Raw genomic sequence first — 23807 nt, forward strand, 5'->3', positions numbered from 1 at the left:
CGCCATCAACTCGCTTTCGCGGCAATTGATGCTAAAGCGGAATAGAGCCCGAAAGCGGGCCCAGGCGGACAGACACAATGCGTATAGCGATACTCGAAGACGATCTGGCACTTGCCAGCTACGTAGAAAAGGCATTGAGCGATGCCGGCCATGGTTGCGACCTGTTCGCCGATGGCCGCAAGCTGGTGCAGGCGCTGCGCCGCGAAACCTATGATATTCTTATCCTGGACTGGAATGTTCCCGAAATGTCGGGGCTCGCGGTGCTGCAATGGGCGCGCGAGAATATGGACAGCCCGCCCCCCGCACTGATGCTCACCAGCCGCTCGGCCGAAGAGGATATCGTCGCCGGGCTGTCGCAGGGCGCCGATGATTATGTCGTCAAACCGGTCACGCCCGCAGTGCTGCTCGCCCGGGTCGAGGCGATCGCGCGCCGCGCCTATCCGGCACCGCCCACCGACGGGACCGAAAAGTTCGGCGACTATCTGTTCGATGCGCGCACCGAAACCGTCGAGATTGCGGGCCAGCCGGTCAGCCTCACGGCCAAGGAATTCGCGCTCGCGCTGCTGCTCTTTCGCAATATCCACCGCGCGCTTTCGCGCTCTTATATCTTCGAGGCGCTCTGGGGCCGGAACCCCGATCTGCCGACACGCACGCTCGACACGCATATTTCCAATGTGCGCGTGAAGCTGAACCTGCGCCCCGGCAACGGATTCAAGCTGCTGCCCATTTATGCCTATGGATATCGTCTTGAAACGCTGGTCTGAGGGCTTGCGCGCCGCAGCCTGCGCGGCGGTGCTGCTGGCGGGTGCAAGCCCTGCTGTCGCCGCCCCGGCCAAGCCGGGCGACACGATCACCTACCGCGTCGAAAAGGGCGACAATCTCTATACGCTGGCCGAGCGTTATTTCCGCCAGCCCGGCGATTACCGCGTGGTCCAGCGTCTCAACCGCGTCGCCAACCCGTATCGGCTGGCGATCGGTTCGACGCTCGTCATCCCGCGTTCGGTGCTGCGCCGCGAACCGATCCCCGCGATCGTCCAGAATTTCAGCGGTTCGGTGCTCGTCGGCCCCGCCGATCGCCAGCGCCCCGCCGCCGCGGGCATGAAGGTGCAGGAGGCCGATGTCATCCGCACCGGGCCGCGTTCCTTCGTCACGCTGCGGCTGCCCGACGCCTCCACCGTGTCGCTGCCGTCGCAAACCTCGGTGCGCGTGGCAACGCTGCGCCGCACCTTGCTGGCGAACAGCGTCGAGCGCAGCTTCGCGGTCGAAAACGGCCGCGTTCGCGCCAATGTCACGCCGATGGCGGACCCGTTCAGCGATTTCCGCATTTCCACCCCCATCGCCTCGTCGGCGGTGCGCGGCACGCGCTTCAGCGTCAGCTTCGCACCAGCCGAAGGCCGCGCGACGAGCGAGGTTGTCGAGGGGGCGGTCGATTTCGAGGAAAAGGGCGCGGGCACCCATGCGCTGACGACAGGCTTCGGGTCGGCCAATGGCCTGGCCGCGCCCGTCGCGCTGCTCCCCACCCCCACGCTCAAGGCCGCCGAAAAGGTGCAGGATGAGGAAATCCTCTCCTTTGTCGCCGAGCCGCTGGCCGGCGCTGCGCGCATGCGCTTTCAGATCGCGCGCGATGCCGGCTTTCTCGACGTGATCGACGAAGCCGAGCAGGACGGCACCGGCGCAACATTGCCCAGCCTGCCCAACGGCATCTATTTCGTCCGGCTTTCGGCGATCGATGGCCATGGGCTCGAAGGCATGCCCGCCACCTACAGCTTCGAACGCCGGCTCAACCGGATCTCGACGAGCATGGAGGCCGGGCAGGCCGGAAAATATCGCCAATATCTGTTCCGCTGGTTCACCCCCGATGCGCAGACGCCGCAATATCGTTTCCAACTGGCGAGCGACGAGGCGGGAACCGCGCTGCTGGTTGACGAGCCGGGCCTGACGACCGCGTCGTTCATCCTCACCGATCTGCCCAGCGGCACCTATTATTGGCGCGTCATGACGCTCGAACGCATCGACGGAAAGACCTATGAGAAATGGTCGCCGATGGAACAGCTGCGCGTCGCGACGGGCAAATGAAGCCGAACAGCCCGCACCGACGTCTGGCATGGGAATGGTGGGGGCTGCTGATCCTGGCGAGCCTGTTCGTCGGTGCGCTGGTGGCAGACCGCACCGCCGAGCGTTTCGACAATCTTGTCTATGACCGGTTGCTCCAGCTCCGCACCGACAAGCCCGAGGCCGACATATTGCTCGTCACGATCGACGAGAAGAGCCTGCGCCAGATCGGCCGCTGGCCATGGCCGCGTAGCGTTCACGCGGCGCTGATCGACCGGCTGAGCGCCGCCCGGCCCCGCGCCATCGGCTATGACATATTGTTCACCGAACCCGGCCCAGCGAACGACGACGCGCTACTGGGGCAGGCGATGGCGCGCGCGGGCAATGTCTATGTCCCGCTCACCTTTGCGGCGTCCGGCGATCCCGGCACCAACCTTGTCCGCATCCCGCCGATCGCGCCCGTTGCGCAAGGCGCGGCGGGGGTTGGCCATGTGAACCTGCACTTCGACCGCGATGGGCTGGTGCGCAGCGCGGTCCCCGCCTTTGAGGGGGCGCCCCATCTCATGGCGCTGGTGGGGCGGACCGCCCGGCCCGATCTCACCCCACCCAGCCAGACGGATGCGGCGCTCATCCCCTTCACCCGCAGCGCCGGGCGCTGGCCCGAAATATCGGCGACAGCCGTGCTCAACGGCAGCGTCCCGCCCGAATTGCTGCGCGGCAAGGTCATCCTTGTCGGGGTCACTGCCGATGGGCTGGGGGATCGATATCCCGTTCCGCTCCACGGTGTCATGTCGGGCGTCGAGATTCAGGCCAATCTGCTCGACGGGCTGCTGGGCGGCACGCTCGCCCATAGCGCCGGTATCGGGTCGGTGCTTGCGCTGGCGCTGATCCCGCTCTGGCTGCTCATGATCGTGCTGCGTCGCGCCCCCTCGCGAATGGGCGCAGCGGCGCTGGCGCTGCTGGTGCTCGTCGTGCTCGCCGTCTCGGCGATCGGGCTTTTCGCCTTCCGGCTCTGGTTGCCTCCCATGGCCGCGCTGCTCGGGCTGCTCTTCGTCTATCCCTTGTGGAACTGGCGCCAGCTCGCGGCGACCGAAAGCTTCATGCATGCCGAGCTTTACCGGCTGCGCGACGTGCAATGGCGGCTCCCGCTCGGTCCCACCGCCCCCATGCCCGGCCCTGCCGTGGCCGACTCGACGAGCGAAAGGCTCGGCGCGGCGATCGATCAGGCGCGGCAGATGCTGCGTTTCATCGCCGAGCGGCTCGATCAATTGCCCGATGCGATCTTCGTCGTCGATCCGGCCGGCCGGGTGGTGCTGCAGAACGACGCCGCCGTCCGCCTGCTCGAGGATCTCGCCCTCCCGGCCGCGATGTGCGAGACGATCGGCCCGCTGCTCGCCCGCCTCACCCCTAGCGATGGCGGGCCGTTGATCCTGCCCGCCATGGGCGATGCCAACCCTGCCCCGCGCGAAGCCTCGGGCGCTGGCGGGCGCTTCTTCGACATCCGTTTCGCGCCGCAGACCGATGCCGGCAATGCCTTTGCCGGCTGGGTGATCCGCCTGCTCGATATCAGCGACGCCAAGGCCGCCAGCCGCCAGCGCGAGGATATTCTCCAGCTCCTCACCCATGACATGCGCTCGCCCCAGGCCTCGATCCTCGCGGTGCTCGAGGTTGCGAACATTGATCAGATCGACCCCGAAATCGCGGACCGCATCCGTCATTATGCCCAGCGCACGCTGGGGTTGGCGGACGGGTTCGTCCAGCTCGCGCGCGCCGAAACGCTGGCTTATGCGCTGGAGGAGATCAACATCGGCGATGTCGTGCTCGACGCGATCGACGATCTCTGGCCGCAACTCACCGCCAAGCATATCGCGATCGAGACGCTGGGCGCCGGAACCGCGCACTATATTCGCGGCGAACGCTCGCTGCTCACCCGCGCGATCATCAATGTCATCGGCAACGCGGTGAAATTCAGCGCGCCGAACACCCAGATTATCTGCACGCTCGGCCAGCACCGCGATCCCGGCGGGCAGCTCTATGCCACCTGCGCGATCGCCGATCAGGGCCCCGGCCTTGCGCCCGAGCATATCAAGAATATCTTCGAACCCTATTTCCGTGCGCCGATGGGCGTGGACCGCGAAATGGACGGCGTCGGGCTGGGATTGAGCTTCGTCCACACCGTCATCACCCGCCATAGCGGCCGGATCGAGGTCGACAGCGCCCCCGGTGAGGGAACGACCTTCACCTTCTATCTGCCGCTTATTGCGTAGCCGCGTCGCCCTTCAGCAGCGCGATCATTCCGGGCAGCAGCGGATCGTCGCCCGCCGGCCGATCCGGCTTCACCCGCTCGGTCCCGCTCAGGCGGTAAAGTTCGCGGCCGGTTGTCATATCGCTAAAGCTGATCACGATCCGGCGCAGGTTGCGCTTGCCGCCCTTGGCGGGCGCATCCAGCCACGCATAGTCCCCATCCGCCCCGGCAGGCAGGTCGGGCAGGAACAGGCCGGTCTTCGCGGCGCGCGCGCTGTCGGAAAACTGCACAAGATAGGCGGGCGCATCGCTCGGCGCGTAACCGGCCGTCGCCAGCCCCGCGAGAATGGCGGCAGACGCCTCTCCCCCCGTTTCGGGCCCCTGCTTGCCCAGCGCGATACCGGCCGCCGCCGGGCGGGTGCCGCTTTCGTGCAGCTTCAGCGCGGGCGTTGCGGCACAGCCGGCCAGCATCGTTGCTGCACATACGGACAGGATCGTTTTCATCTGCTCCGCATATCCCGATCCCGCAGTGCGATCCACCCATTCCACCGGCACGGCCTGATTTTGCACCTGCCCAGCCTCACATGATGTGATAGTTTGCGGGCAAACCGCAAAAAGGCATATGTCATGAAGATCGGAGACGCATCCAAGGCCAGCGGCGTTTCACAGCGCATGATCCGCCATTATGAGGGCATTGGCCTGATCGACGCCGCGCCCCGGCGCGCGTCCGGCTACCGCGACTATTCCCCCACCGATATCCACCGGTTGCGTTTCATCGCCAATGCCCGCGATCTCGGCTTCCCGATCGAGGAAATTCGCGCGCTGCTCGATCTCTGGTCCGATTCCGCGCGCTCCAGCGCCGAGGTAAAGAAACTCGCGCTCACCCGCGCCGAAGAACTGCAACGCAAGGCCGAGGCGCTGGCCGCGATGCGCGACACGCTGATAGACTTGGCCAATCGCTGTCAGGGCAATGACCGGCCCGATTGCCCGATCCTTGCGCGCCTCGCCGAAAACGCACCGCCCGCCTGAACCGCTCTTCCCAGCCCCCCGCCATGCGGCTAGCGTGGGTGCAATGACTCTGCCCGTACCAATCCCCGCCGCCACCCTCGTCATCTTTCGCGAACGCCCCGAAGGGCCGCCCGAACTGCTCGTCGTCGAACGGGCCGGGCAGATGGCCTTTGCGGCGGGCGCGCTGGTCTTTCCGGGCGGCCGCATCGATCCCGACGATCACCTGATCGCCGCCGATCCCGAACTCTGCGACGGCGCCAGCGACGAGGATGACGACCGCGCCGCACGTGTCGCCGCCATTCGCGAGACGATCGAGGAAAGCGGGCTTGCCCCCGGCGTGTTCCCCGCGCCGGATGCCGATGCGCTCGATGCGATGCGCGCCGCGCTCCACACCGGCACCGCCTTTGCGGTCATTCTGCGGCGCGGCGGCTATCGCCTCGATCTCGACGCGCTGGTGCCGTTCGCGCGCTGGTGCCCCAATTTCCGCGAAGTCCGCAATTTCGACACGCGCTTCTACATCGCCCGGCTGGCCGATGGCAGCCCCGAAGCCAGCGTCGACGAAACCGAAAATACGCGGCTGTTCTGGGCCAGCGCGGCCGAAGCCATCGCCATGGCCGATCGCGGCGAAGCGCATGTCATCTTCCCCACCCGCCGCAATCTCGAAAGGCTCGCGCTGTTCGACGATTTCGATGACGCGCGCCGCCATGCCGGTGCCTTTCCCGTGCGCCTCATCACCCCCTGGGTGGAAGAACGTGGCGGCGAACCCAGCCTGTGCATCCCCGACGATGCCGGTTACCCGGTAACCCACCAGTCGCTCGCCGAAGTCCGGCGCAGCTGATCCAACAAGGTGAGCGGCCCCGCTGGGCCGCTCCGGGTCAGAAAATCCCGCCGCCGATCATCAGGCGGAGCACGCCCACCACGATCACGACGATGTTGAGGTTGCGGCCGGCGTCGCGATCGGACACCACGCCCAGCGCCAGCCCCACCACCGCCAGCGGGATGATGAACCAGTTGGCCCAGCCCAGAAGCGGCAGGAACGCCAGCACCGCCAGCACAAGCGCCACCGCGCCGATGACGAGCGAAACGATATTCAGCATTGAATCAAACCTTCGGTTGCGCGGCGGCGGGCAGGAACCAGCGCGCGATCACCAATCCGCCGACCGCCAGCATGACCGTATCGGCAATAAAGACATAAATGGCATGCGCCCAGTCGACATGCATCCAGATCGGCTCGCCCAGATGGATGAGCGCGGCGGCCGCCACCGAAAACAGCACGACCAGCCGGGCGCGCGATCCGAAATCGGCGACGCGCGCGGAGATCCCCAAAAGCGCAAAGCCGAGGATCAGCGCCACGATCAGCTCATGGATGAAACCTTGGACGATCGCCCCCATGTCCGACACGGGAAAACCGCTCAGATTATAATGGACCATCGCCACCGGGCCCTTGCCGTACAGCACGGTGCCCTGCGCCGTGCCCGGATCGGGGATGACATAGGTGCCGGTCTGCGCCAGATCGCGCGCCAGCGCGGCCTGGATATTGGCGCTCTGCACGGCGTCGATACTGCCATGCGCGATCATGTAGAGCGGTGTTGCGTAGAAGATGAAGCCGGTGATGAACATGGCGACGGCGGCGGCAATCGCCCCGAGCAGCATTTTGGGCATCGATCCCTCCCTGTTCTTCGGGATCGAAGCCTAAGCACGGGCTATGCTTTTGCAAGCAAAAGGAGAGATGGGCGACACGGTGGCTTGCCGGCCGCCCGCCGGGATCAGCTCTGCAGCTTGCGGATGAAACCAATGAGCCCGGTCTGGCGGCTGCGCTTCAGCCGTTCGGCCTGCAGGATCGTGCGCACCTTTTCGAAGCACTGCTCGGCATCGTCGTTCACCAGAACATAGTCATAGCTGTCCCAGTGCGCGATTTCGCCGGCGGCGCGTGCCATGCGGCGATCGATCACCTCGTCGCTGTCGGTGCCGCGGCCGCGCAGGCGGCGTTCCAGCTCGACCATCGAGGGCGGCAGGATGAACACGCGCACCACGTCGCCGCCCGCCAGCTGGTACAGCTGCTGCGCGCCCTGCCAGTCGATATCGAACAGCACGTCGCGGCCCGCGCTCAGCATTTCCTCAACCGGCGCGCGCGGCGTGCCATAGCGGTTGTCGAACACATGCGCCCATTCGAGGAATTCATGGTTCGTCGCCATTTCGCGAAACTTCTCGAGATCGACGAAATGATAATCGACCCCGTCCTGCTCGCCGGGGCGGATAGGACGCGTCGTCGCCGAAACCGACATCGACAGCCCGTCATCCGACGCCAGCAGCTTGCGCGCGATGGTGGATTTGCCCGCGCCCGAGGGCGAGGAAAGAACGAAAAGCACGCCACGGCGCTTGAAGCCATGGGGATCGGATGGGTTCTTGTCGGCCATGGCCGCTAGTGCCGTGTCATCGTCGCGCCGTCAATCGCCCGCGCCACCGATGGGCTAGCATATCACGGCGCCTCTCGGTTACGCTGCCGGCATGGCATCGGATCGGCCCCATGTTCACGACCCTGCGCATGACGATCACGATCATGCGGACCACGGCCATGATCATGCGCATAGCCATGGTCACGGCCACTCGCATGCCCCCACCAGCTTCGGCACCGCCTTCGCCATCGCGATCACGCTCAACGCGCTGTTCGTCGTGATCGAGGCGGCGGCCGGGTTCTGGACCGGCTCGATGGCGCTGCTCGCCGATGCGGGGCACAATCTGTCCGATGTGCTCGGCCTCATCGTCGCCTGGACGGGGGCAACGCTTGCGAAACGCCCCGCGTCCAAACGCTTCACCTATGGGCTGCGCGGATCGACGATCCTCGCCGCGATGCTCAACGCGCTCTTCCTGCTCGTCGCGATCGGCGCGATCGCGCTCGAGGCGATCCAGCGTTTCGGCAATCCCCACCCGGTTGCCGGCGCCACCGTCATCTGGGTGGCGGCCGCCGGCATCGCCATCAACGCGGGCACCGCGCTCCTTTTCCTGAAGGGGCGCCACAGCGATCTCAACATTCGCGGCGCCTATCTTCACATGGCCGCCGATGCGGGTGTCTCGGCGGGCGTCGTGCTCGCCGGAATCGCGATCCTGTATACTGGCGCGCAGTGGATCGATCCGGCGATCAGCCTCGTCATCGCCGCCGTCATCTTCTGGGGCACCTGGGGACTGCTGAACGATTCGGTCGCGCTGTCGCTCGCCGGCGTGCCCGCGCAGATCGATCCTGACCGGGTCGAGCAGGAACTGCTCGATACCCCCGGCGTCACCCGTGTCCACGATCTGCATATCTGGGCGATGAGCACCACCGAGGCAGCGCTCACCGCGCATATCCTCGTCCCCGGCGGGCATCCGGGCGATGCGTTTCTCGACGATATCGCCACGCGGCTGTCCCGCAATTTCGGGATCCGGCACAGCACCATCCAGGTCGAAACCGGGGACGGCAGCCCCTGCCGGATGGAAGCAGCGGGCTGTATCTAGAGGATCAGGATCAGGCGCCCGGCGTCTTCGCCGCGTCGCGCATATTGCCGATCATCGTCTTCACATCCTTGGGCCGGTTCATCAGCGCACCGGGGCTGGCATAGGATTTGAACTTGCCGTCGTCCCAGATGCCCACTTCCAGCTTCTGCGTCGCCGGATCGATCAGGATGAACGCGGCATCCGATCCGCCCTCATGCGGCTTGTTGCCCGTGGCAAACAGCACACCTTCCTTCGACAGCGGGCCCGAAACGCCCATATTTTCAAGGAAATCGTCATATTCATCGCCCAACAGCGCCTTTAGCGGCGCGGTCAGCACGCTTGCTTCATACAGCTTGATATCGGCCGGATAGCGCCCGACCGCCGTTTCCAGCCCCTGCCAGCTGCTCACATCGACCGGCCCGGTCGCGGGCGCGGCACCGTTGCCAGCCGCCGGCGGCGCGCCGGTGGCCGCCGCGTTATCCACAGGCGTCACGGCATTGTCCGCCGCCGCCATATTGGCGTCCTTGGCGCTCTTGTCGCCGCACCCGGCCAGCGTGAGGCCAAGGCCAAGGGGCGCTACCAATATCAGGGCCGCACGGTTCATCCGCTTCTCCTCCGTCCAAAAAGGTCAGGCGCGTCAGCTCTGGCGACGGCGATCGATCATCTTCTTGGCGACATAGGCACCGCCCAGAACCACGCCCAGCGGCCCCAGTCGGCGCAGGCCGCCCACGGCCGCCGCACCCAAGACCGCGCCGCGCACGCCGCCGCGGCCACCGCGCCGGCTGATTTCGCTTCCCACCAGCGCACCGATCACCTTGCCAATCATCTTCGTCTCCTGAACAAAATCCCTAACGCCCGATCATCGTCTCGGGTTTCACCACCCGGTCAAAGCGCTCCGCATCCACCAGGCCCAGCGCCAGCCCGGCCTCGCGCAGGCTAAGCCCCTGCTCATGCGCATATTTGGCGATCTTGGCGGCATTGTCATAGCCGATTTCGGGCGCCAGCGCGGTCACCAGCATCAGCGATCGGTCCACCAGTTCGGCAATCCGCTTGCGATCGGGTTCCAGCCCATCCACCGCGCGTTCGGCAAAGCTCGTCATCCCCGTCGCCAGCAGCGCGATCGATCGGAGCACATTGGCGCCGATCATCGGCTTGAACACGTTCAGTTCCAGATGGCCCTGCAGCCCGCCGATCGTCACCGCCTGATGATTGCCCACAACTTGCGCCGCCACCATCGTCAGCATCTCGTTCTGGGTGGGGTTCACCTTGCCCGGCATGATCGAACTGCCCGGCTCATTGGCGGGCAGGATCAGTTCGCCCAGCCCCGATCTGGGCCCGGAGCCGAGCAGCCGGATATCGTTCGCGATCTTGTTGAGCGCCACGGCCAGCGTCGCGAGCGTGGCGGAAAGCTGCACCAGCGCGTCATTCGAGGCCAATGCCTCGAACTTGTTGGGCGCTGGTTCGAAATCGAGCCCGGTCAGCGCGGCCATTTCGGCGCAAAATGCGTGGTCGAACCCCTCGGGCGCGTTCAGCCCGGTGCCCACCGCCGTGCCCCCCTGCGCCAGCTTCAGCACATCGTGGCGCACGACATGGTCGATCCGTTCGCGGCACGCCGCCAGTTGCGCGGCATAGCCCGAAAATTCCTGCCCCAGCGTCAGCGGCGTCGCGTCCTGCAAATGCGTGCGCCCGATCTTCACCAGATCGCGCCACGCCGCCGCCTTGGTCTCGATCGCGCCGTACAGCCGGTCGAGCGCGGGGAGCAGCGTGCGCGTCACCGCCAGCGCCGCCGCCACGTGCAGCGCGGTCGGGAAACTGTCGTTCGAACTTTGCCCGCGATTGACATCGTCATTGGGGTGCACCGGGGTCTTGCCGCCGCGGGTACCCGCCAGAATCTCGTTGGCGCGCCCGGCAATCACCTCATTGGCGTTCATGTTCGATTGCGTGCCCGACCCCGTCTGCCAGATGACGAGCGGAAACTGCGCGTCCAGCCGCCCGTCATGCACCTCGGCCGCCGCCTGTTCGATCGCACCGGCAATCGCGGGGTCCAGCCCGTGCCGCCGGTTCACCCGTGCGGCCGCCTGCTTCACCAGCGCCAGCGCGTGCACGATGCCGATCGGCATGCGTTCGCTGTCGCCAAAGGGGAAATTTTCAATCGAACGCTGGGTCTGAGCGCCCCAATAGGCGTCGGCCGGCACTTCGATCGCGCCGATGCTGTCGGTTTCGGTCCGGGTTTGCACCATGTGTCGACTCCGCAAGGGCGGTCCTGCCGCCGCCCGGGCATCGATCATATGGGCATTGCCGCGCGGGGCCCAAACCCCGCGCATAAATTATTTGGCTGCTGGAATTATTTCTTGCGGCTGAAGTCGACAGCGACGACGTTCGACCCGTCTTCCACCGGCTCGGCGCGCGGGCGATCATTCTCGGGCTCGTCATGCGGTTCGGGTTCGGCGTCGTGATGCGCCTGGAACTGCAGCGCGAAATTCACCGCCGGATCGACGAAACCGGTGATCGCCGCGAACGGGATAACCAGTCTTGCGGGGATCTGGTTGAAGCTCAGGCCAACCTCGAAACCAATGTCGTCCACCTTCAAATCCCAGAACTTATTCTGGAGGACGATGGTCATCTCGTCGGGGAAACGCTCGGACAGGTGGCGCGGAATATCGACACCCGGCGCCGCCGTCTTGAAGGTGATGTAGAAATGGTGCGCGCCCGGCAATCCGCCGGTTTGCTGCACTTCGCCCAACACGCGGCCCACGACGGCGCGCAGCGCCTCCTGGACGATCTCATCATACGGAATCAGGCTATCGGGCGTATCGTCGCTCATCCTCCCTAGGTGGACGCTCGATCCGCGTCGGTCAAGACATTGCACCACGGCGCGCCCGCGCCTATGGGACCGGGCATGCGCACGGCCCTTATTCATCGCAAGACGAACGAGACCGACATTGAAGTCGAACTCGATCTCGACGGTACCGGCATCTATCAGGTGTCGACCGGAATTGGCTTTCTCGATCATATGCTTGAGCAGCTTTCGCGGCACTCGCTGATCGATCTTCGGGTGAAGGCCATCGGCGATCTCCATATCGATCAGCACCACACCACCGAAGATTGCGGGATCGCGATCGGCGAAGCGGTGCTGAAGGCGCTGGGCGATCGCAAGGGCATCACCCGTTATGGCCATGCCTATGCGCCGATGGACGAAACGCTCACGCGCTGCGCGATCGATATTTCGGGCCGCCCCTATCTGGTGTGGAAGGCCGAGTTCACCCAGCCGCGTCTGGGCGATCTCGATACCGAGCTGATCGAACACTGGTTCCACAGCTTTGCGGGCTCGGCGGGCATCACGCTCCATCTCGAGGCGCTCTACGGGCGCAACAACCACCATATTTCGGAAAGCGCGTTCAAGGCGCTGGCCCGCGCGCTGCGCATCGCGATCGAGATCGATCCGCGCAAGGCCGATTCGGTGCCCTCGACCAAGGGAACGCTGGGGGGTGTCTGACCGGATCGCGCTGATCGATTACGGCGCCGGCAATCTCCATTCGGTCCACAATGCGCTGAAGGCGGCGGGGGCGAGCACCGTCGCCGTCACCGCCGACCCGGCAGCGGTTCTGGCGGCGGACCGCATCGTGCTTCCCGGCGTCGGCGCCTTTGCCGCCTGTGCTTCGGCGCTGGCCGCGATTCCGGGCATGCGTGCGGCGCTCGACGAAGCCGTGCTCGCCAAGGCGCGCCCCTTTCTCGGCATTTGCGTCGGCATGCAGTTGCTTGCCGACCGCGGCGAGGAATTTGGCGGTGAAGCCGGGCTTGGCTGGATTCCGGGCACGGTCAAGCAGCTCACCCCCGCCGATCCGGCGTGCAAGGTGCCGCATATGGGCTGGAACGATGTTCTACCGGCCACCCCGCACCCGCTGATCACGGCGGGCGAGGCCTATTATCTGCACAGCTTCTATTTCGACGCCGCCAACCCCGCCCATGTCGTCGCGACGAGCGATCATGGCGGTCCGGTCACCGCCGCCGTCGCGCGCGACACGATCATCGGCGTCCAGTTCCATCCCGAAAAGAGCCAGCAATACGGGCTCGATTTCCTCGCCCGTTTTCTGGAGTGGCAACCATGAGCCTCATCATCTTCCCCGCCATCGATCTCAAGGGCGGCCAAGTCGTCCGCCTTGCCGAGGGCGATATGGACCGCGCCACCGTCTATGGTGACAACCCCGCCGCGCAGGCGCTGCTCTTCGCCGAAGCCGGCGCGGGCCATCTTCATGTCGTCGATCTCGACGGCGCCTTTGCCGGCAATTCGGTCAATGGTGATGCGGTAAAGGCAATCGTTGAGGCGTTTCCCGGCCATGTCCAGCTTGGCGGCGGCATCCGCACCCGCGAGTCGATCGAACGCTGGTTCGATCTCGGCGTGGCGCGCGTGGTGATCGGTACCGCCGCGCTCGACAATCCCGAACTGGTGCGCGAGGCCGCACGCGATTTCCCCGGCGGCATCGTCGTCGCGGTCGACGCGCGCGACGGTCTGGTCGCCACCAAGGGCTGGGCCGATGTGTCCGACGTACCCGTGGTCGACATGGCCCGCCGTTTCGAGGATGCGGGCGTCGCCGCGCTGCTCTTCACCGATGTCGGCCGCGACGGCCTGCTCAAGGGCTGCAATGTCGAGGCGACGGTCGATCTCGCGCGCGCCACCGACATTCCGGTCATCGCCTCGGGCGGCGTCGCGGGGATCAGCGACATCCACATGCTCGCCATCCATGCCCGCGACGGGATCGAAGGCGTCATCACCGGCCGCGCGCTGTATGACGGCCGGCTCGACCTCAAGGCCGCGCTGGCGATCGCCGCGCAATGACGGTCCGGGCGCGCGTCATCCCCTGTCTCGACGTGGCAGGCGGCCGCGTCGTCAAGGGTGTCAATTTCGTCGACCTGCGCGATGCGGGCGATCCGGTCGAATCCGCGCGCGCCTATGATGCGGCGGGCGCGGACGAGCTGTGCTTTCTCGATATTTCCGCCAGCCATGAAGGCCGCGGCACGCTGATCGACATGGTCCGCCGCACCGCCGAGGTCTGCTTCATGCCGCTCACGGTGGGCGGCGGCGTGCGCAGCGCCGATGATGCGCGCACGCTGCTCCTCGCCGGGGCCGACAAGGTCGCCGTCAACAGCGCCGCCGTCTCGCGGCCCGAGGTTGTCGCCGATATTGCCGAGCGTTTCGGCAGCCAGTGCATCGTCGCCTCGGTCGACGCGCGCCAGGTCGAACCCGGCCGCTGGGAAATCTTCACCCATGGCGGGCGCCGCGAAACCGGGATCGACGCGGTCGAACACGCTATCAGGCTGGCAAGCCTTGGGGCGGGCGAACTGCTCGTCACCTCGATGGACCGTGACGGCACGCGCGACGGTTATGATCTTGCGCTCATCCGCACCATCGCCGATGCCGTCAGCGTCCCCGTGGTCGCCAGCGGCGGCGTCGGCGCGCTCGATCATCTCGTCGCCGGCATCACCGAGGGCCATGCCAGCGCGGTGCTCGCCGCATCGATCTTCCATTTCGGGCAGCACAGCGTGGCCGAGGCGCATGCCGCGCTCGCCGCCGCCGGCATCCCCGTCCGCCGCCCGGTCCAACATGCTTGACGCTGACGATGCCGCCGCGCCAACTGCGCGCATGACCGGAACGCTCGCCAGGCTCGAAGCCACCATCCGGGAACGCCGCAAGGCCGATCCCAGCCAGTCCTATGTCGCCAAGCTCACGCAAAAGGGCCGCGGCAAGATCGCGCAAAAGCTGGGCGAGGAAGCCGTCGAGGCGGTGATCGCCGCCATGGCGGGCGACCGGCAGGAACTGATCGGCGAATCCGCCGATCTCCTCTTCCATCTCGGCGTGCTGCTCGCCGATCTCGACCTGTCGTTCGACGATGTCCTCGCCGAGCTTGACCGGCGCGAAGGCACGTCGGGGATCACTGAAAAAGCCTCGCGCCCAAAGGACTGAAGCCATGCCGATCGACGCCACGCGCCCCTATGATCACGACAATGTGTTCGCCAAGATCCTGCGCGGGGAAATCCCCAACAAGACGGTCTATGAAGACGATTATGCGCTGGCGTTCCACGACATCAATCCGCAGGCGCCCACCCATATCCTCGTCATCCCCAAGGGCGCCTATGTGTCGTGGGACGATTTCACCGCCAATGCGCCCGACGGTGACGTGGTGGGCTTCATTCGCGCGGTCGGCCATGTCGCGCGCGAAGCAGGTCTGGTTGCCCCCGGCTACCGCCTGCTCGCCAATGCCGGGCTCGATGCGCATCAGGAGGTGCCACACCTCCATGTCCATATTTTTGCCGGTCGCCCGCTCGGCCCGATGCTCGCGCACCCACACGAATAAGGCCGTAAATTCAGCCGCCCCCGGCAATTTTCTGTCGGGGATGCGGCGCTATCCGGCCCGCGCGACCACTTTAGACTATTGCGCGCACGAAAATTACGTCTAGGCTTTTTCCCTGCAAAAATTTGTTGGGCCGTCCTGGGGGGAGGCCCAAGCTTGAGGGGACGCGATTAGATGATATTCGGGCGCGTAAAGCCGCTGGACGCCATTCTCGCTACCGCCGAAAAGAAATCGCTGCACCGGTCGCTGGGGGCGCTTCAGCTCACCCTGCTCGGTGTCGGCGCAATCATCGGGACCGGTATTTTCGTTCTGACTTCCGAGGCCGCGCAAAAGGCCGGCCCCGGGATGATGATCAGCTTCATCATTGCGGGTGCCGTCTGCGCGGTCGCCGCGCTCTGCTACTCCGAACTGGCATCGATGGTGCCCGTCTCGGGCTCCGCCTACACCTATACCTATGCCGTGATGGGCGAATTGCTCGCCTGGCTCGTCGGCTGGGCGCTCGTCCTCGAATATGCCGTCGCGGCCTCGGCCGTCTCGGTCGGGTGGTCGGGCTATTTCGTCGGGCAGATGCGCGGCTGGTTCGGGGTCGAATTGCCATTCGAGCTTGTGAACGGCCCCTTTGCCGGCGGCATCATCAACCTGCCCGCCGTGGTGATCGCGCTGCTCATCACCGCGCTGCTCGTCCGCGGCACCACTGAAAGCGCGCGCGTCAACGCGGTGCTCGTCGCGATCAAGGTCACTGCGCTCACCGCCTTCATCATCCTCGCGCTGCCCGTGATGAAGATGGAAAATTTCCAGCCCTTCCTGCCCTTGGGCTGGGCCAGCGGCGACGGCGCAGGCGTGATCGGCGCGGCTGCCTCGATCTTCTTCGCCTATGTCGGCTTCGACGCGGTGTCGACCGCGGCGGAAGAAACCAAGAACCCCCAGCGCAACGTCCCGCTCGGCCTGCTCGGCTCGCTCGCCATCTGCACCATCTTCTACATGCTCGTGGCCGCGGGCGCGATCGGTTCGCCGCTCGGCTCGCAGCCGGTGATGAGCGCGATGGGCGAATGGCTCGCGCCCGGTTCGACCGGCCTCGCCGATCGCTGCAAGGAACTCGCGGGGATGGGTCAGGAACCGCTGTCCTGCTCGAAGGAAGCGCTGGCGCATGTGCTGCGCGAAATCGGCTATCTCAACTTCGGCAATCTGATCGGCCTCGCGGCCTTCCTCGCGCTGCCGTCGGTCATCCTCGTGATGATCTATGGCCAGACGCGCATGTTCTTCGTGATGTCGCGTGACGGCCTGCTGCCCGAACGCCTGTCGAACGTCCATCCCAAGTGGAAGACGCCGCACATCATCACCTGCATCACGGGTGTCGGCGTCACGCTGGCCGCCGCGTTCCTGCCGGTGGGCAAGCTTGCCGATATCGCCAATGCCGGCACGCTCTTTGCGTTCTGCGCGGTCGCCATCGCCGTCGTGCTGCTCCGTCGCAAGGAACCGACGCGCCACCGGCCGTTCCGCACGCCCGCGCTGTGGCTCGTCGCCCCCGCCACGCTGATCGGCTGTGTCGTCCTTTACTGGCGTCTACCCTTCGATGCGAAGATGGTCCTGCCCATCTGGGGCGGCGTCGGCCTGCTGCTCTACTTCGCCTATGGCTATCGCAAGAGCCATCTGGGCCGTGGTCTGATCGAGGTCCACGAAACCGATCGGGATGCCCCGCCGCAGCCCGTTCCGCCCCTCCCCGATCTCTGATCGGGCGGGCAACACCCAACAAAAAAGGGGAGGCCGCGGCCTCCCCTTTTCTTTTGCCCGTCTGGCGGAATGCTCAGCCGAAACGCTTGGCGGCCAGCGCCTTCAGGTCCACTTCGGGACGCGCGCCGTAATGCGAGATGATCTCGGCCGCGCACATCGCGCCCAAGGTCAGGCTGTCGCGCACCGAACGCCCCTGCGCCTGCCCGGTCAGGAAGCCTGCCGCGAACAGATCGCCCGCGCCGGTGGTGTCGACGACCTTGTCGATCGGCTCGGCCGCCACTTCGACGCGCTCGCCGCCGGCAATCGCCAGGGCGCCCTTTTCGCTGCGGGTGACCACCAGCAGCGGCACCTTGGGCGCCGTCGCGGCCACCGCTGCCTCGAAATCCTCGGTTTCGTTGAGCGACATGATTTCCGCCTCATTGGCGAACAGGATGTCGACATCACCGTCTTCGAGCAGCTTCACGAAATCGTCGCGGTGGCGCGAGATGCAGAAGGTATCCGACAGCGTGAACGCGACCTTGCGGCCCGCGCCGCGCGCCAGTTCGATCGCCTTGCGCATCGCCGCGCGCGGCTCGGCCGGATCCCAGAGATAGCCTTCGAGATACAGGATCGCGCCGGCCTGGATCAGCTCGGCGTCCAGCGCGGCGGCGGGCAGGAACTGCGACGCGCCCAGATAGGTGTTCATCGTGCGCTGGCCGTCGGGGGTGACGAAGATCAGGCAGCGCGCGGTGGTCGGCTCGGCCTCGGTGCGCGCCACCGTGTCGAACGCCACGCCCTGCGCGCGGATGTCGTGCGCGAACACCGCGCCCAGCTGGTCGTCGGCCACCTGGCCGATGAAACCCGCCTTGCCGCCCAGCGCCGCGACGCCCGCCACGGTGTTCGCCGCCGAACCGCCGCTCACCTCGCGGCCAACGCCCATCTTGGCGTAGAGCGCTTCGGCTTCCTCGGTCGAAAAGAGCAGCTGCATCGTGCCCTTGGCCATGCCTTCTTCGGCGATGAAGGCGTCATCGGTCTGCGCCAGCACGTCGACGATGGCGTTGCCGATCGCGACGATGTCATATTGCGGATCGCTCAAGAAATGCTCCTGAATGGGAATGTTTATGGGTGATTTTGCGCAGAGGCGTAATCGCGCGCGCACGCCGACGCAACCGCGCGGTTGACGCTCCGGCGTATCGCACGCCATGCTGGGTTGGATGATCCGCGCTTTCGCCCTGTCGCTCGGCCAGCTTTTCGACAAGGCGATCCTGTCGATCCTGCTCCGTGTCGTGGCACTCACCCTGTTCTTTTTCCTCATTTTTGCCGCTTTGCTCTGGTGGGGGGCGGACCGCGCAGCCGATCATTATGGCTGGGGCCGCTCGGGCGATGTCGCGGCGGCGATCGGCGCGGTCGTGACGGGCGGGCTCGCCGCGTGGCTGCTGTTCCGCGTCGTCGCGGTCACCATCCTCAACCTCTTCGCGGATTCGGTGGTCGAGGCGGTCGAACGCAAAACTTATCCACAGGCGCTCGCCCAGGCCCGCCCGGTGGGGCTTGCCACGTCGCTGCGCATGGCGCTCGCCTCGGCGGCGCGCGCGATCGGGCTCAACCTTTTGCTGCTGCCGCTCTATGTCGCGCTGCTCTTCACCGGCGGGATCGGCACCGCGCTTGTCTTCTTCATCGCCAATGCGCTGCTGCTCGGGCGCGATCTCGGTGAAATGGTGGCGGTCCGCCATCTCGATCGTGGGGCAATCCGGGCATGGCTCGCGACGACCCGCGCCCAGCGCTTTACGCTCGGGCTTGTCGCGACGGGGTTGTTTGTGGTTCCTGTCGCCAATCTTGCCGCCCCCATTCTCGGGGCAGCCATGGCAACCCATCTGTTCCACGGGAGAAAATCATGAACGCACGAAGCTGGTCGATCGCAAGCGGCGCCGCGCTGCTGCTCGCCGGCTGCGCGGCGGTCCCCAATGGCGGCCAATCGACCGCGCCGTCCACACCCTCATCGCCGATGCGGGCCGAGGGGCTGGAAGATGTTCTGGGTCAGGATGCGCGCGCGCTCACCCGCCTGTTCGGCCAGCCGGTTCAGGACATGCGCGAATTTAGCGGGCGGCGCCTCCAGTTCACCAATGGCCGCTGCGTGCTCGACGCCTATCTCTACGCCCGGCGCGAGGGGCAGGAAGCCGTCGTCACCCATGTCGATGCGCGCCTGCCCGATGGGCGCGACACCGATCGCGCGGGCTGCGCCGCCACGCTCAAGCGGCGCTGAGCGCCTCGATATCCTCGCCGTAGCGGTACCGCGCCGGCGCCAGCCGCGCGGCCGCCCATAAGGCGGCATCACGCACCGCCGGATCGGGATCGCCGAGCAATGCTTCGGTTACCGGCAGCAAGGCCGGGTTGCCGCTATTGCCCGCCGCGATCGCGGCGTTGCGCACCATCCGGTCGCGCCCGATCCGCTTGATCGGCGATCCCGAAAACACCGCGCGGAACCCGGCATCGTCGAGCGCCATCAGGTCGGCAAGCATCGGCACGGTCAGTTCGGCGCGCGGCGCAAAGGCGCGGTTGGCGCGCCCGGCCTGCGCGAACTTGTTCCACGGGCACACCGCAAGGCAATCGTCGCAGCCATAGATGCGGTTGCCCAGCGCCGCCCGGAACTCCACCGGGATCGGCCCCTTATGCTCGATCGTCAGATAGGAAACGCACCGCCGCGCATCGACGCGGTAGGGCGCGGGGAAGGCCTGTGTCGGGCAGGCATCCTGGCACGCGCGGCACGATCCGCACCGATCGCGCCCCGCCCGGTCGGGCGCCAGCTCCAGCGTCGTGTAGATCGCGCCCAGAAACAACCAGCTGCCATCGGTCCGGCTCACCAGATTGCTGTGCTTGCCCTGCCAGCCAATCCCCGCCGCCTCGGCCAGCGGCTTTTCCATCACCGGCGCGGTATCGACGAAAACCTTGAGCTCGCCCCCCGTCCGCTCGACCAGCCAGCGCGCCAGATGCTTCAGCGCCTTTTTCACGATGTCGTGATAGTCGCTGCCCTGCGCATAGACCGATATCCGTCCCGCTTCGGGATGATCGGCCAGCGCCAGCGGATCACTCACGGGGGCATAGCTCATGCCCAGCATGATCACCGATTGCACCTCGGGCCACAGCCCTTGCGGGCTACCGCGCTGGGCTGCGCGCTCCGCCATCCACAGCATGTCGCCGTGGCATCCATCGGCCAGCCACTGGTGGAGCCGCGCGGCGGTCGCGGGCGCGGCATCGGCGCGCGCTATCCCGCAGGCAACGAAGCCAAGCCGCGCCGCCTCCTCGCGCAATGCCTGCTCGATACCGCCCTTCACCATTCGCTAACCACTCGTCGCCTAGCCCTGAAAAACCTCGTACCGCCCAGCATAGACGCAAGTCGCGAGGGATGCGACGGGCGATACAGCCTGGCCGCATGGCGCATTGACCCGCGCCGGAAATATGCCGAACGTGTGGGGGATGGAGATGATTTCGGCCAAGGTGCACCACGAAGCGGCGGTGACGGCGCAGGGGCTTACCAAATTTTTCGGCGACCGTGCGGTCGTGAAAGGCATCGACCTCTCGGTTCCGCGCGGGATGATCTACGGCATTCTCGGTCCCAATGGCGCGGGCAAGACGACCACGATCCGCATGTTGCTCGGCATTATCGAGCCCGATCGGGGCAGCCGTACCGTGCTCGGCCATGCGCGCCCGCGCGATGGCGGCGATCATATCGGCTATCTGCCCGAAGAACGCGGCCTTTATCCGGGCATGAAGGCGGTCGACGCGATCGCGTTCATGGGCGCGCTGCGCGGCCTGCCCCGCGCCGAGGGCAAGGCACGCGCGGCAGTTCTGCTGCGCGAGGCCGGGCTCGGGCACGCGATCGACCAGCGCATCCGCCGCCTGTCCAAGGGGATGGCGCAGTTCGTCCAGTTGCTCGGCGCGATCGTCCACCAGCCCGAACTCATCGTGCTCGACGAACCCTTTTCGGGCCTCGATCCGGTCAACCAGGAACGGCTTGAGGCGCTCATCGTGCGCGAACGCGATCGCGGCGCCACCGTGCTCTTTTCCACCCATGTCATGGCGCATGCCGAACGGCTGTGCGATCGGCTCGCGATCATCGCCGGTGGCCAGCGCCGTTTCGAAGGCACAGTCGACGAAGCCCGCGCCACGCTGCCGATGCGCGCGCTCTACACCCCGCGCACGAACGGCCCCGGCCTCGCCGCGCTGCTCCCGGCGGGGCATGAGGCGGTGGGCGCCGCCTACCGCTTCACCCTGCCGCCCGAAGGGATTGAGCCGCTGATCCAGACATTGCTTGCCCAGGGCCACGGCATTGCCGGCCTCTCGCTCGACCGGCCGGGGCTGCACGACGCCTTTGTGCGGATCGTCAACCAGGCCAATGCAGAGGTGCAGGCATGAACCGGCTTGTCCGCCAGACGGCGGTGATCGCGCGGCGCGATTTCGTCGCCACGGTCTTCACCCCCACCTTCCTCATCTTCCTGCTCGCCCCCTTCTTCATGATCCTGCTCGGTGTCGTCGGCGGGCTCGGCGCGTCGCGCGCGGGGCAGGCGAGCGTCGTTCCGGGCGAAATCGTGGCGCTCGTCAGCGCCGAGGATGCCACGCGGCTCCACGCCGCCGATGGCGCGCTGCGCCGGATCTACCGCGCGCATGAGGAACCACCGGCGCTGCGTACGCTGTCGCTCCCCGCCGATCCCGCATCCGCCGCGCGCACGCTCATCGCCCGCCCCGATGTCCAGACGGGCGCCATTCTCTACGGCCCGCTCGATCGCCCCCATATTCTGGTCGGTCCGCTCGGCCCGCGCGCGGGCGACTATCTTGCCCGGCTGGCCGAGGATGCGCTGCGCGCCGGCCGTGCCGGGATCGCAGTCGATGCAAAGCTCAGCCAGCCGATCGTCGAACGGATCGCGCACAAGACCCCTACCCCGCGCGGCAAGGAAGGGCTTGGCTTCGGGGCCGTCTTCGTCCTCTTCTTCCTCACCCTGCTCCTCGCCGGGCAGGCGGTTGGCACCATGGCCGAGGAAAAGAGCAACAAGGTGATCGAGATTCTCGCCGCCGCCGTCCCGCTCGAGGCCGTCTTTCTCGGCAAGCTCATCGGCATGTTCGGCGTCGCATTGCTCTTCATCGCCTTTTGGGGGGCGCTCGCCGTGATCGGCATCGCGCAGGCGCCGGTCGATGCCGCGCTCTCCGCGCATCTCAGCCCCGCCATCGGGCTCCCCGCCTTTCTCGTTCTCGCCGCCGCCTATTTCACCATGGCCTATCTGCTTCTGGGCGCGGTCTTCCTCGGCGTCGGCGCACAGGCGGCCACGGTGCGCGAGATTCAGCTTCTCTCGCTGCCCATCACGCTGTTTCAGGTCGCGATGTTCGGCATGTCCTCGGCAGCGGCGTCCGATCCGGGGTCGACGGTCGCGCGCGTAGCAGAGATATTTCCCTTCTCCTCGCCCTTTGCCATGGCGGCGCGCGCGGCAACCGAAACGGCGCTCTGGCCGCATCTTCTGGCGCTGGGCTGGCAGGCGCTCTGGGTTGCGATCACGATCATCGTCTCGGCCCGCCTTTTCCGCCGCGGCGTGCTCAAATCAGGCTCGGGCACGCTCTTCCGGCGGCGACGGCCACAGGCGCCGGACGCGTCATTGACATAGGTGTAAACAGTGGCATTCTGCAACGGATAAGGTGCCGGCACTGGCGCCATCAGGAGAGAGGCTGCCATGGCAACGCGTGCGCCCGACATGTCCCCCTTGTCCGTTTCCGATCCGCTCGATGTCAGCCGGGCCGAAATCTACCGCGATCATCAATGGCATGAACCCTTTCGGCGGCTGCGCGCCGAATCCCCCGTCTATCGGTGCGAGAACAGCGCCTTCGGTCCCTATTGGTCGGTGACGACGTACAAGCCGATCGTCCATGTCGAGTCGCTTCCCGAACTCTATTCCTCCTCCTGGCAATATGGCGGCATCACCCTTGCCGATCCCAAGGAAACCGCCACGTTCACGATGCCGATGTTCATCGCGATGGATCGGCCCGAGCATACCGCCGAACGCCGCACGGTCGCCCCCGCCTTCACGCCGAGCGAGATGGTCCGTCTCTCCACCTCGATCCGCGAACGCACCGCGCAGTTGCTCGATTCGCTGCCGCTGGGCGCGCGGTTCGACTGGGTCGACACGGTCTCGATCGAACTCACCACGCAGATGCTCGCCATCCTGTTCGATTTCCCGTGGGAAGATCGCCGCAAGCTGCCCTATTGGTCCGACTGGGCGGGCAATATCGAGCTTGTCCATAACGAGGAAACCCGCCAGCAACGGCTCAACGTGCTGTTCGAAATGGGCGCCTATTTCAAGACGCTCTGGGCCGAAAAGGCCAAGCAGCCGCCGGGCCCCGATCTCATCTCGATGATGGTCCATTCCGAGGCGATGAGCCATATGGACGAGCACGAGTTTCTCGGAAACCTCATCCTGCTCATCGTCGGCGGCAACGATACCACGCGCAATTCGATGACCGGGCTGGCTTATGGGCTCAACAAATTCCCCGAAGAACGCGCCAAGCTCGAGGGCAATCCCGCGATCATCCCCAATGCGGTGTCCGAAATCATCCGCTGGCAGACCCCGCTCGCGCATATGCGCCGCACCGCCACCGAGGATACCGAGCTTGAAGGCCAGCGCATCGCCAAGGGTGACAAGCTCGCGCTCTGGTATATCTCGGGCAATCGCGACGAAAGCGTCTTTCCCAATGCCGACCGGCTGATCGTCGACCGCGAAAATGCCCGGCGCCACCTCGCCTTTGGCTATGGCATCCATCGCTGCGTGGGGGCCCGGCTGGCCGAGCTTCAGCTCTCGATCCTGCTCGAAGAAATGGCCAAGCGGCGGCTGCGCGTGAACGTGCTGGACGAACCAGACCGCGTCGCCGCCTGTTTCGTCAACGGCTATCGCAGCCTGCCGGTCGAACTCAGCCGCTATTGAACGCGGACCGCGC

Annotated in this window: 28 protein-coding genes; 18 read left to right on the forward strand and 10 right to left on the reverse strand. The window is 66.2% G+C overall.

What is annotated here, in order from left to right:
- Positions 1 to 77 precede the first annotated feature (77 nt).
- Genes QYC26_RS07715 through QYC26_RS07725 form a run of 3 tightly spaced genes read left to right on the forward strand, consistent with a single transcriptional unit; the run spans position 78 to position 4319 of the window.
- Entirely contained in the window at positions 78 to 764 is a 687-nt protein-coding gene (locus QYC26_RS07715; protein WP_317514806.1) for a response regulator transcription factor, read from the forward strand.
- Entirely contained in the window at positions 748 to 2076 is a 1329-nt protein-coding gene (locus QYC26_RS07720; protein WP_317514807.1) for a FecR domain-containing protein, read from the forward strand. The genes QYC26_RS07715 and QYC26_RS07720 overlap by 17 nt, the downstream gene beginning before the upstream one ends.
- The gene (locus tag QYC26_RS07725; protein WP_317514808.1) at positions 2073 to 4319 is read left to right on the forward strand and encodes a CHASE2 domain-containing protein; all 2247 of its coding nucleotides are present in this window, start codon (positions 2073 to 2075) and stop codon (positions 4317 to 4319) included. The genes QYC26_RS07720 and QYC26_RS07725 overlap by 4 nt, the downstream gene beginning before the upstream one ends.
- Here the strand turns inward: QYC26_RS07725 and QYC26_RS07730 are convergent.
- A complete protein-coding gene (locus tag QYC26_RS07730; protein ID WP_317514809.1) occupies positions 4309 to 4866 on the reverse strand; it encodes a hypothetical protein in 558 nt (185 codons plus the stop codon). The genes QYC26_RS07725 and QYC26_RS07730 overlap by 11 nt on opposite strands.
- Before the next feature lie 57 nt (positions 4867 to 4923).
- On the opposite strand from QYC26_RS07730, the gene cueR reads away from it, so the two are divergent.
- Together cueR and QYC26_RS07740 are read left to right on the forward strand one after the other, a co-directional pair.
- Complete coding sequence (cueR, locus tag QYC26_RS07735; RefSeq protein ID WP_317514810.1) at positions 4924 to 5325, forward strand: Cu(I)-responsive transcriptional regulator; 402 nt, start codon at positions 4924 to 4926, stop codon at positions 5323 to 5325.
- 43 nt (positions 5326 to 5368) lie between these two features.
- Complete coding sequence (locus QYC26_RS07740; RefSeq protein ID WP_317514811.1) at positions 5369 to 6142, forward strand: NUDIX domain-containing protein; 774 nt, start codon at positions 5369 to 5371, stop codon at positions 6140 to 6142.
- Between the two features lie 37 nt (positions 6143 to 6179).
- Here QYC26_RS07740 and QYC26_RS07745 read toward each other — a convergent pair whose 3' ends face one another.
- The 3 genes from QYC26_RS07745 to gmk form a co-directional block, all read right to left on the reverse strand.
- Positions 6180 to 6401 (reverse strand): hypothetical protein, encoded by a 222-nt coding sequence (locus QYC26_RS07745; RefSeq protein WP_317514812.1) that lies wholly within the window; start codon positions 6399 to 6401, stop codon positions 6180 to 6182.
- Between the two features lie 4 nt (positions 6402 to 6405).
- Positions 6406 to 6966 carry a hypothetical protein gene (locus QYC26_RS07750; protein ID WP_317514813.1) on the reverse strand — a complete coding sequence of 187 codons (561 nt, stop codon included), beginning with the start codon at positions 6964 to 6966 and terminating at the stop codon, positions 6406 to 6408.
- A 104-nt stretch (positions 6967 to 7070) separates the two neighbouring features.
- Complete coding sequence (gene gmk, locus QYC26_RS07755) at positions 7071 to 7721, reverse strand: guanylate kinase (protein WP_317514814.1); 651 nt, start codon at positions 7719 to 7721, stop codon at positions 7071 to 7073.
- Between the two features lie 91 nt (positions 7722 to 7812).
- On the opposite strand from gmk, the gene QYC26_RS07760 reads away from it, so the two are divergent.
- Positions 7813 to 8796, forward strand: a complete 984-nt coding sequence (locus QYC26_RS07760) for a cation diffusion facilitator family transporter (RefSeq protein ID WP_317514815.1) — start codon at positions 7813 to 7815, stop codon at positions 8794 to 8796.
- Between the two features lie 10 nt (positions 8797 to 8806).
- On the opposite strand, the gene QYC26_RS07765 is transcribed toward QYC26_RS07760, so the two are convergent.
- The 4 genes from QYC26_RS07765 to QYC26_RS07780 form a co-directional block, all read right to left on the reverse strand.
- On the reverse strand, positions 8807 to 9379 hold the full coding sequence (locus QYC26_RS07765) for a hypothetical protein (RefSeq protein ID WP_317514816.1): 573 nt from the start codon (positions 9377 to 9379) through the stop codon (positions 8807 to 8809).
- Positions 9380 to 9412: 33 nt separating this feature from the next.
- Complete coding sequence (locus QYC26_RS07770) at positions 9413 to 9601, reverse strand: hypothetical protein (RefSeq protein ID WP_317514817.1); 189 nt, start codon at positions 9599 to 9601, stop codon at positions 9413 to 9415.
- 22 nt (positions 9602 to 9623) lie between these two features.
- Positions 9624 to 11015, reverse strand: coding sequence for a class II fumarate hydratase (gene fumC, locus QYC26_RS07775; RefSeq protein ID WP_317514818.1), 1392 nt, complete (start codon positions 11013 to 11015; stop codon positions 9624 to 9626).
- A gap of 104 nt (positions 11016 to 11119) precedes the next feature.
- Positions 11120 to 11599, reverse strand: a complete 480-nt coding sequence (locus QYC26_RS07780) for an SspB family protein (protein WP_317514819.1) — start codon at positions 11597 to 11599, stop codon at positions 11120 to 11122.
- A 75-nt stretch (positions 11600 to 11674) separates the two neighbouring features.
- Here QYC26_RS07780 and hisB point away from each other — a divergent pair, with 75 nt between their 5' ends.
- The 7 genes from hisB to QYC26_RS07815 all read left to right on the forward strand — a co-directional run bounded on the left by hisB (position 11675) and on the right by QYC26_RS07815 (position 16856).
- Positions 11675 to 12271: an imidazoleglycerol-phosphate dehydratase HisB gene (gene hisB / locus QYC26_RS07785; RefSeq protein ID WP_317514820.1), complete on the forward strand. Its 597-nt coding sequence runs from the start codon at positions 11675 to 11677 to the stop codon at positions 12269 to 12271.
- Positions 12264 to 12884, forward strand: a complete 621-nt coding sequence (gene hisH / locus QYC26_RS07790) for an imidazole glycerol phosphate synthase subunit HisH (RefSeq protein ID WP_317514821.1) — start codon at positions 12264 to 12266, stop codon at positions 12882 to 12884. Before hisB ends, hisH begins: the two co-directional genes overlap by 8 nt.
- Positions 12881 to 13612: a 1-(5-phosphoribosyl)-5-[(5-phosphoribosylamino)methylideneamino]imidazole-4-carboxamide isomerase gene (gene hisA / locus QYC26_RS07795; RefSeq protein ID WP_317514822.1), complete on the forward strand. Its 732-nt coding sequence runs from the start codon at positions 12881 to 12883 to the stop codon at positions 13610 to 13612. The genes hisH and hisA overlap by 4 nt, the downstream gene beginning before the upstream one ends.
- Entirely contained in the window at positions 13609 to 14385 is a 777-nt protein-coding gene (gene hisF / locus QYC26_RS07800) for an imidazole glycerol phosphate synthase subunit HisF (RefSeq protein WP_317514823.1), read from the forward strand. Before hisA ends, hisF begins: the two co-directional genes overlap by 4 nt.
- A 31-nt stretch (positions 14386 to 14416) precedes the next feature.
- Entirely contained in the window at positions 14417 to 14737 is a 321-nt protein-coding gene (locus QYC26_RS07805) for a phosphoribosyl-ATP diphosphatase (protein WP_317515026.1), read from the forward strand.
- Between the two features lie 4 nt (positions 14738 to 14741).
- Entirely contained in the window at positions 14742 to 15128 is a 387-nt protein-coding gene (locus QYC26_RS07810; protein ID WP_317514824.1) for a histidine triad nucleotide-binding protein, read from the forward strand.
- Between the two features lie 171 nt (positions 15129 to 15299).
- Positions 15300 to 16856: an amino acid permease gene (locus tag QYC26_RS07815; RefSeq protein WP_317514825.1), complete on the forward strand. Its 1557-nt coding sequence runs from the start codon at positions 15300 to 15302 to the stop codon at positions 16854 to 16856.
- A gap of 73 nt (positions 16857 to 16929) precedes the next feature.
- On the opposite strand, the gene QYC26_RS07820 is transcribed toward QYC26_RS07815, so the two are convergent.
- Complete coding sequence (locus QYC26_RS07820; protein ID WP_317514826.1) at positions 16930 to 17931, reverse strand: adenosine kinase; 1002 nt, start codon at positions 17929 to 17931, stop codon at positions 16930 to 16932.
- A gap of 118 nt (positions 17932 to 18049) precedes the next feature.
- Here QYC26_RS07820 and QYC26_RS07825 point away from each other — a divergent pair, with 118 nt between their 5' ends.
- Positions 18050 to 18730, forward strand: coding sequence for an EI24 domain-containing protein (locus QYC26_RS07825; protein ID WP_317514827.1), 681 nt, complete (start codon positions 18050 to 18052; stop codon positions 18728 to 18730).
- Complete coding sequence (locus QYC26_RS07830; protein ID WP_317514828.1) at positions 18727 to 19095, forward strand: hypothetical protein; 369 nt, start codon at positions 18727 to 18729, stop codon at positions 19093 to 19095. The genes QYC26_RS07825 and QYC26_RS07830 overlap by 4 nt, the downstream gene beginning before the upstream one ends.
- On the opposite strand, the gene queG is transcribed toward QYC26_RS07830, so the two are convergent.
- Positions 19082 to 20167: a tRNA epoxyqueuosine(34) reductase QueG gene (gene queG, locus QYC26_RS07835; protein WP_317514829.1), complete on the reverse strand. Its 1086-nt coding sequence runs from the start codon at positions 20165 to 20167 to the stop codon at positions 19082 to 19084. The genes QYC26_RS07830 and queG overlap by 14 nt on opposite strands.
- 139 nt (positions 20168 to 20306) lie before the next feature.
- Here queG and QYC26_RS07840 point away from each other — a divergent pair, with 139 nt between their 5' ends.
- The 3 genes from QYC26_RS07840 (at position 20307) to QYC26_RS07850 (ending at position 23794) form a co-directional block, all read left to right on the forward strand.
- Complete coding sequence (locus QYC26_RS07840) at positions 20307 to 21245, forward strand: ABC transporter ATP-binding protein (RefSeq protein ID WP_411197636.1); 939 nt, start codon at positions 20307 to 20309, stop codon at positions 21243 to 21245.
- On the forward strand, positions 21242 to 22483 hold the full coding sequence (locus QYC26_RS07845; RefSeq protein WP_317514830.1) for an ABC transporter permease: 1242 nt from the start codon (positions 21242 to 21244) through the stop codon (positions 22481 to 22483). Before QYC26_RS07840 ends, QYC26_RS07845 begins: the two co-directional genes overlap by 4 nt.
- 66 nt (positions 22484 to 22549) lie before the next feature.
- Entirely contained in the window at positions 22550 to 23794 is a 1245-nt protein-coding gene (locus tag QYC26_RS07850) for a cytochrome P450 (protein WP_317514831.1), read from the forward strand.
- Positions 23795 to 23807 lie beyond the last annotated feature (13 nt).

The sequence above is a fragment of the Sphingomonas sp. C3-2 genome (assembly GCF_033025475.1).
GTDB lineage: Bacteria > Pseudomonadota > Alphaproteobacteria > Sphingomonadales > Sphingomonadaceae > Sphingobium_A.

What these genes read in the sequence shown, in the direction of transcription:
- QYC26_RS07715 (WP_317514806.1), top strand. Translation starts at nt 78, where the DNA reads ATGCGTATAGCGATACTCGAAGACGATCTGGCACTTGCCAGCTACGTA.
- QYC26_RS07725 (WP_317514808.1), top strand. Translation starts at nt 2,073, where the DNA reads ATGAAGCCGAACAGCCCGCACCGACGTCTGGCATGGGAATGGTGGGGG.
- cueR (WP_317514810.1), top strand. Translation starts at nt 4,924, where the DNA reads ATGAAGATCGGAGACGCATCCAAGGCCAGCGGCGTTTCACAGCGCATG.
- QYC26_RS07740 (WP_317514811.1), top strand. Translation starts at nt 5,369, where the DNA reads ATGACTCTGCCCGTACCAATCCCCGCCGCCACCCTCGTCATCTTTCGC.
- QYC26_RS07745 (WP_317514812.1), bottom strand. Translation starts at nt 6,401, where the DNA reads ATGCTGAATATCGTTTCGCTCGTCATCGGCGCGGTGGCGCTTGTGCTG.
- QYC26_RS07750 (WP_317514813.1), bottom strand. Translation starts at nt 6,966, where the DNA reads ATGCCCAAAATGCTGCTCGGGGCGATTGCCGCCGCCGTCGCCATGTTC.
- gmk (WP_317514814.1), bottom strand. Translation starts at nt 7,721, where the DNA reads ATGGCCGACAAGAACCCATCCGATCCCCATGGCTTCAAGCGCCGTGGC.
- QYC26_RS07760 (WP_317514815.1), top strand. Translation starts at nt 7,813, where the DNA reads ATGGCATCGGATCGGCCCCATGTTCACGACCCTGCGCATGACGATCAC.
- QYC26_RS07765 (WP_317514816.1), bottom strand. Translation starts at nt 9,379, where the DNA reads ATGAACCGTGCGGCCCTGATATTGGTAGCGCCCCTTGGCCTTGGCCTC.
- QYC26_RS07770 (WP_317514817.1), bottom strand. Translation starts at nt 9,601, where the DNA reads ATGATTGGCAAGGTGATCGGTGCGCTGGTGGGAAGCGAAATCAGCCGG.
- fumC (WP_317514818.1), bottom strand. Translation starts at nt 11,015, where the DNA reads ATGGTGCAAACCCGGACCGAAACCGACAGCATCGGCGCGATCGAAGTG.
- QYC26_RS07780 (WP_317514819.1), bottom strand. Translation starts at nt 11,599, where the DNA reads ATGAGCGACGATACGCCCGATAGCCTGATTCCGTATGATGAGATCGTC.
- hisB (WP_317514820.1), top strand. Translation starts at nt 11,675, where the DNA reads ATGCGCACGGCCCTTATTCATCGCAAGACGAACGAGACCGACATTGAA.
- hisA (WP_317514822.1), top strand. Translation starts at nt 12,881, where the DNA reads ATGAGCCTCATCATCTTCCCCGCCATCGATCTCAAGGGCGGCCAAGTC.
- hisF (WP_317514823.1), top strand. Translation starts at nt 13,609, where the DNA reads ATGACGGTCCGGGCGCGCGTCATCCCCTGTCTCGACGTGGCAGGCGGC.
- QYC26_RS07805 (WP_317515026.1), top strand. Translation starts at nt 14,417, where the DNA reads ATGACCGGAACGCTCGCCAGGCTCGAAGCCACCATCCGGGAACGCCGC.
- QYC26_RS07810 (WP_317514824.1), top strand. Translation starts at nt 14,742, where the DNA reads ATGCCGATCGACGCCACGCGCCCCTATGATCACGACAATGTGTTCGCC.
- QYC26_RS07815 (WP_317514825.1), top strand. Translation starts at nt 15,300, where the DNA reads ATGATATTCGGGCGCGTAAAGCCGCTGGACGCCATTCTCGCTACCGCC.
- QYC26_RS07825 (WP_317514827.1), top strand. Translation starts at nt 18,050, where the DNA reads ATGATCCGCGCTTTCGCCCTGTCGCTCGGCCAGCTTTTCGACAAGGCG.
- QYC26_RS07830 (WP_317514828.1), top strand. Translation starts at nt 18,727, where the DNA reads ATGAACGCACGAAGCTGGTCGATCGCAAGCGGCGCCGCGCTGCTGCTC.
- queG (WP_317514829.1), bottom strand. Translation starts at nt 20,167, where the DNA reads ATGGTGAAGGGCGGTATCGAGCAGGCATTGCGCGAGGAGGCGGCGCGG.
- QYC26_RS07840 (WP_411197636.1), top strand. Translation starts at nt 20,307, where the DNA reads ATGGAGATGATTTCGGCCAAGGTGCACCACGAAGCGGCGGTGACGGCG.
- QYC26_RS07845 (WP_317514830.1), top strand. Translation starts at nt 21,242, where the DNA reads ATGAACCGGCTTGTCCGCCAGACGGCGGTGATCGCGCGGCGCGATTTC.
- QYC26_RS07850 (WP_317514831.1), top strand. Translation starts at nt 22,550, where the DNA reads ATGGCAACGCGTGCGCCCGACATGTCCCCCTTGTCCGTTTCCGATCCG.